The sequence below is a fragment of the Bartonella sp. AA81SXKL genome (assembly GCF_042196945.1).
Lineage (GTDB): Bacteria > Pseudomonadota > Alphaproteobacteria > Rhizobiales > Rhizobiaceae > Bartonella.
This window is the reverse complement of record NZ_JBHIRH010000235.1, coordinates 1-717: the sequence shown is the minus strand read 5'-3', so window position 1 is coordinate 717 and position 717 is coordinate 1. Positions and strand designations below refer to the sequence as shown.

The window sequence follows — 717 nt, the reverse complement described above, 5'->3', positions numbered from 1 at the left end:
GACCGTGCTTGTTTCCAGGACGGACCTCTTTAGGGTCAGTGTCCTCTTGACTGTTATTTTGTCGTTATTATTTTCACTCATTGTATTTCCTTCACGGCTTGTGCCGTCATCTCACCAGGCTTACTGTGCTTGTCATCACGATAGGCAATTAGTTTGTTTATCGTTTTAAGAAATCCTTCTGCGGCTTTCATGTTCAATAAGGCAGCATGCATTACAGGATTAGCTCCAAAAGCCACACGCATTTCATAACTTGTAAATAAAGATGTAGTTTTTATGTCCTGATTTGTTTTTTGCTGTATTGTATGGATGGCTTGTGCAATTTTGCGTTTTCCATCTTCTGTAGCTTCTTTAGCGTGAAGTACGAGAATAACTTGGCCAGAACGGATAGCTGCATCAACTTTGGTTGCCCCCATAACAACGGCGCCTGCTTTTCGCGCTATGGAAAGGCTGCCAAGAGCAGCTTTTAGTAAAAGTGTATCTACAATATGGGCAAGATTTGAGGCGACTTCGACATCTGTTTTAAAACTTTTGTTAAAAGCTTTTTTTCTGATTGCTTCTTCAATGGCAGAGCGGCGGGATGATACCCAGACGCCACGCCCAGGTAAATTTGATTTAAGATCAGGGACAATTTGATTATTGGGACCAATAACAAAACGGATCAGCGTTTGTGCTGAAGCATTTTTTCTTGTCACAATGCAGGTCCGTTCATTCATTTAA

The 717-nt window shown here is 41.4% G+C and carries 1 protein-coding gene; it reads right to left on the bottom strand.

Annotated elements, in window-relative coordinates; genetic code table 11:
* Positions 1-77: 77 nt before the first annotated feature.
* Positions 78-713 carry an RNA-binding protein gene (locus tag ACFINZ_RS10800; RefSeq protein WP_375701519.1) on the bottom strand — a complete coding sequence of 212 codons (636 nt, stop codon included), beginning with the start codon at positions 711-713 and terminating at the stop codon, positions 78-80.
* Between the last annotated feature and the right edge of the window lie 4 nt (positions 714-717).